This is a genomic window from Mycetocola sp. (assembly GCF_046716805.1).
GTDB lineage: Bacteria > Actinomycetota > Actinomycetes > Actinomycetales > Microbacteriaceae > Mycetocola_A.
Map to the genome: position 1 here is coordinate 1 of NZ_JBKJWH010000170.1, position 5,107 is coordinate 5,107.

Below are 5,107 nucleotides of genomic sequence, written 5' to 3' on the forward strand. Positions count from 1 at the left end.
CGACAACTCGGTGAACGACTCGGGTAACACCGACAATTCGGTGAACGACTCGGGTAACACCGACAACTCGGTGAACGACTCGGGTAACACCGACAACTCGGTCGATGTGGACGTAGACATCGAAGACTCGTTCCAGGACAACTCCGACAACTCGGACAACTCCGATAACTCGGTGAACGACTCGTTCAACGACAACTCCACCGACAACTCGGACAACTCGGACAACTCCGACAACTCGGACAACTCCGTCAACGATTCGGGCAACACGACTGTCGACGACATCAACGTCGGCAACACCGACAACTCGGTCGAAGACTCCGGCAACGGCAACGTGGTCGACTCCGGGAACACCGATATCAACGTCGAGGACAACGAACTGTTCAACGACAACGTGGTCGACTCAGGCAACGGCAACGCAATCGGCAACGAAGTGATCGACGACTCGATCGTCGTCGAAGATGTCGATGTAATCCTCCCCTAGCGTCGATTCCGATTGACGGACGACCCGACACCACATCGGCCCAGCAGTTCGGCGAAAGCTACCTGTTGGGCCGATGTGTGTGGTCTGATGGAGGAATCGGTTTCCAAAGGAGGCAATCGTGGTCGAACTGGTCAAGCTGGTTGAACACGGCATCGAACTGGCGAGCGACGGGGAAAGACCGGACCTGCGCAGGCGCCTCGAGCAAACACGTCAGCGCCTGGTCGATCCCAGCGTCCGGGTGATCGTCGTCGGCGAGTTCAAACAAGGCAAGAGCCAGTTGATCAATGCGCTCATCAATGCGCCTGTCTGCCCGGTCGACGACGACATCGCGACCTCGGTGCCTACAGTGGTCCGGTACGGCAGCCCGCCGTCAGCCGTCATCCTGGTTCCGAGAGACGGCCAGGGATCGGCTGAGGAAGCAACGCTGGAACGCCGGCAGATCAGGCTCGACGAGTTGCCCTCCTACGTGTCCGAACGTGGCAATCCGGACAACAAACGTCGGTTGATGGCTGCTGAAGTCTTCCTGCCACGCAAGATCCTCGCCGGCGGGCTCTCGCTCGTCGATTCGCCAGGTGTCGGCGGGCTCGACTCGACCCACTCGTTGACCACGCTCTCGACGTTGCCGACGGCAGATGCGATGTTATTCGTCTCCGACGCTTCGCAGGAATATACCGACCCCGAAATTCAGTTCCTGAGACACGCGCTTCGTGTCTCACCGAATGTGGCGTGTGTGCTGTCCAAGACCGACCTTCATCCGCAATGGCGACACGTGGCGGAACTCAACAGAGCCCACCTCGATCGGTTGGGCGCAGACATCCGACTTTTCCCGGTCTCGTCTGATGTGCGTCTTGCCGCAGCACGCCTCGGCGACAACGAACTGAACACCGAATCTGGTTTCCCTGACCTGGTGACGTACCTGCGCAAGGAAATCGTCGGCAAAGCCGAGCGTCTGCAGTCGCGGTCGGTGGCCCAGGACCTGCTATCGGTCACCGAGCACCTCAGCCTGTCGCTCCAATCAGAACTCAAAGCGCTGGAGAACCCTGAGGGCACGCCGCAGTTGATCGTTGAGCTGGAGGCCGCGAAGGAGAAGGCCGACGAGCTTCGCCAGCGTTCTTCTCGGTGGCAACTCACTCTGAACGACGGAATGAGCGACCTCATCGCAGACATGGACCACGATCTGCGTGAGCGAATGCGCAGCATTCAGCGCGAAGCAGAGGCGGCCATCGACGCAGGAGACCCTGGACCCATGTGGGAGCAGTTGGTCGACTGGCTGACGCAGCGCGTTGCGGCTGGGGTTTCCGACACTTTCGTCTGGACCAACGAACGCGCGCAGTGGCTCTCGGGCGAAGTGGCCCGCCACTTCGCTCATGATGACGTAGCTTTGCCGGTGTTGCGCGTCGACGACACGACAGAGGTGCTCGACCCGGTTGAATCCATGCCCGACCTTGACCCGGGAACACTCGGGGTAATGCAGAAGGTCCTGATCGGTGCCCGGGGATCCTATGGCGGCGTGCTGATGGTCGGGCTGCTCACCGGAATCGTCGGGATGTCGCTGATCAACCCATTTTCACTCGCCGCAGGTGTCTTGATCGGCGGCAAGGCGTTCCGCGACGACAAAGACGCTCGATTACAGCGTCGTCGCGGTGAAGCCAAACAACTCGTGAGGCGTCAGATCGACGACGTCATCTTTCAGGTGGGTAAGCAGTTGAAAGACCGGCTGAGGTTTGTGCAGCGAGCCACGAGGGATCACTTCACCGGGATCGCTGACGAGCACCACCGTTCGCTGACGGACTCAGTGCTCGCCGCACAAAAGGCCGCGAACTCGTTCACACAGGAGCGAGCGCACCGGATCGCGGAGATCAAAGTCGAGCTCAAGAGAGTTGCGGCTCTGCGCAACCAGGCTCCGTCAATCGCTGACGAGCAGCCGATGCGGGTGGCATCCGCGTGAGCGATGCGACCACCGTCGCTGTATCTGAGCTCGTTCAAGAGGCGATAATCGCTTATGCGGACGACCCGGTCGGGCGCAGGATGCTGGAAACGTATTCCCGGCGTCTGGAAGAACCGCTGCGCGTGGCCATCGCCGGCATGGTCAAGGCGGGCAAGTCGACGTTGCTCAACGCCATCATCGGCGAAGAGATAGCTCCGACCGACACCGCGGAGTGCACGAGGATCGTGACCTGGTATCGCTATGCCGACACCCCTCGTGTGACGCTCTACCCGGTCGAGGGGGAGCCACAGAATCTCCCGGTCAGGAGGATCGACGGCCGGCTTCTCCTCGATGTGGGTGCGGCTCACGCCGAAGATGTGGACCGGCTGGTCGTCGACTGGCCGTCGAAGAGCTTGCGGGACATCACGCTCATCGACACGCCAGGTATCGCGTCGGTGTCAGAGGAGGTCTCCGCGCGGTCGATTCGGTTCCTCACTCCAGAAGACGCACCATCGGAAGCGGACGCGATCGTCTACCTTCTGCGGCACATGCATGCGTCTGACCTGAACTTCCTCGAGTCTTTCCGTGACACGACAGCCGGACACTCCGGAACGGTCAACGCTCTGGCGGTTCTGTCCCGCGCGGATGAGATCGGCGCCGGCCGTATCGATTCGCTGCTGTCAGCCAGGGGAATCGCTGAAAGGTACCGGCGCGATGACCGTCTGCGGGCGCTGACGCTCGGAATCGTGCCGGTCGCCGGGTTGCTTGCGCAGAGCGCCCGCAGCCTGCGCGAGACGGAGTATACGGCCTTGGTGGCGCTCGCCCGCCTGGATCGGGCGGAGCGTGAGCGGCTGCTCGTCTCGGTGGACCGTTTCGCCCGCGGCGCCGATCTCGCCGGCGTGAGTTCCGAGGTCAGGATCGCGCTGCTCGACCGGTTCGGGCTCTTCGGGATCCGGTTGGCGACGGCCCTCCTCCGCGGTGGAATCGCCGATTCCACCGTCCTGGCGCACGAGCTCGCCCGGCGCAGCGGCCTCGACGAGTTGTTGCGGTTGATCGATGCGCAGTTCCACGCCCGCGCCTCACTGCTCAAAGCGCGTGCCGCGCTCGTCGCGGTGGAGACGCTCCTGCGAGAACGACCGCGTACGGGAACCGAGGAGCTTTCCGCCTCGCTCGAGCGAATTCAGGCGGGCGCTCACGAGTTCCGCGAAATGCGGCTGCTGGCGACCGCGCGGACGACGAGATTGACGCTTGCCCCGACATTGACCGCGGAAGCGGAACGGATCATCGGAGGCTCAGGCGTCGAGCTGTCTCATCGCCTCGGTCTGCCGGACTCGGCGACGGCCGACGAGTTGCGGTATGCGGCATTGGAGATCCTTCGTCGCTGGCGTGCACTCGCAGAGAATCCCCTGACCGATAGAGCCGCCACCGAGGTGTGTCGGGTCGTGGTGCGCAGCTGTGAGGCGGCCCTGGCGCACCTCTCGGGCAACTCAGGCCGAGAGATCGGCGCCCGGATCGGTTTGGGTCTGGAACCAGGCGCCGGATCCGGGGAGAACACTTACGACGAGCGCGACGACGCCGAGCACGAGCTGCACAATCAGTAACGCCGCGATCAACACTCCCGCGTCGCCCAGGGCAAGGAAGGTACCGGCGAGCAGTACGACGCCGGTATGGGCGAGGAGAACCAGAAGTTGAGCCCACTGGGCCCACCTGTGCCGGCGAAGGACGGCGCGGAGCAGGAGGGCTTCGAGAACGACAACCACGGCGATGGCACCGAAGCTGGACCAGAACACAATCGTCGCAGCACTGGTGAGCGTCTCGGCAGCCCGGTTGGGGTCGACGTCGGCGATGACGTCACTCAAACGCTTGATCTGGTCGTCCCGGGAGAGAAAGGCGAACGCAAGAACGGCGAGGCCAACGACGAAGCTTGCAAGCCAGAGGAAGCGTGCAACTTTGACGGGACCGGTTGGTTTTGTCGGCGGCTCCATCGGTGGAGGCGTCGTGTCCGACATTTCGGGCCGCGGGGGTTTCCCGCGCGGCGCTGGCTGAGGGTCTGCTGGACTGACGGCGTGTGCCGGTGTGGGCGGTTCGGTGGAGCCGCGTCGATGCGAGTCGTCGGACATAGTACGTAATGTAGCCGTAATCCGGTCGTCCGCGTCCAGGCGGTGCTGGTGTGCCGCCAGAGTGGCTCGTGCACCGGGTGGTTCTGCCAGTTGGGCCACCTCCGTTCACGGCTCGGCAGAGTAAAGTCGGGAGGGTCCCGCCACAAGCACAGACAAGGCAATGGAGCCATAGTGAGACTGATCACGCCCGCCAATCGCGGCCTCGAGATTGAACCACAAGAGAAGGGGTCCCGAATGACGTCCGACGAAAGAACGCGCACGGAGATCGATTCGCTCGGATCGATGGAGATTCCGGCGGGGGCGTACTGGGGGATCCATACCGCACGAGCGCTGGAAAACTTTCCCATCAGCAAGCGGCCGATCTCCGTCTACCCGGCCCTCATCGTCGCACTCGCCAGCGTCAAGCAGGCGGCAGCACGCACCAACGTCGAACTGGGCGTGCTCAGCGCCGAGAAGGGCTCCCTGATCGACCAGGCCTGCCAGCGCATCATCGACGGCGAATTCCACGAAGAGTTCGTCGTCGGTGTGATCCAGGGCGGTGCAGGAACCTCGACCAACATGAATGCCAACGAGGTGATC

At 62.8% G+C, this 5,107-nt stretch carries 4 protein-coding genes and 1 pseudogene; 4 read left to right on the forward strand and 1 reads right to left on the reverse strand.

What is annotated here, in order from left to right; all coding sequences use genetic code 11:
* From ACLQ62_RS13925 to ACLQ62_RS13935, 3 genes and pseudogenes are all read left to right on the forward strand, one after another.
* Window positions 1-481: pseudogene (locus ACLQ62_RS13925) on the forward strand (hypothetical protein); the annotation flags it as partial.
* 118 nt (window positions 482-599) lie between these two features.
* Window positions 600-2,429, forward strand: coding sequence for a dynamin family protein (locus tag ACLQ62_RS13930; RefSeq protein ID WP_411722231.1), 1,830 nt, complete (start codon window positions 600-602; stop codon window positions 2,427-2,429).
* A complete protein-coding gene (locus tag ACLQ62_RS13935) occupies window positions 2,426-4,009 on the forward strand; it encodes a dynamin family protein (RefSeq protein WP_411722232.1) in 1,584 nt (527 codons plus the stop codon). The genes ACLQ62_RS13930 and ACLQ62_RS13935 overlap by 4 nt, the downstream gene beginning before the upstream one ends.
* On the opposite strand, the gene ACLQ62_RS13940 is transcribed toward ACLQ62_RS13935, so the two are convergent.
* On the reverse strand, window positions 3,896-4,393 hold the full coding sequence (locus ACLQ62_RS13940; protein ID WP_411722233.1) for a hypothetical protein: 498 nt from the start codon (window positions 4,391-4,393) through the stop codon (window positions 3,896-3,898). The genes ACLQ62_RS13935 and ACLQ62_RS13940 overlap by 114 nt on opposite strands.
* Window positions 4,394-4,762: 369 nt before the next feature.
* Here ACLQ62_RS13940 and ACLQ62_RS13945 point away from each other — a divergent pair.
* Window positions 4,763-5,107: lyase family protein (locus ACLQ62_RS13945; protein WP_411722234.1), on the forward strand; the 345-nt coding region annotated here is incomplete at its 3' end.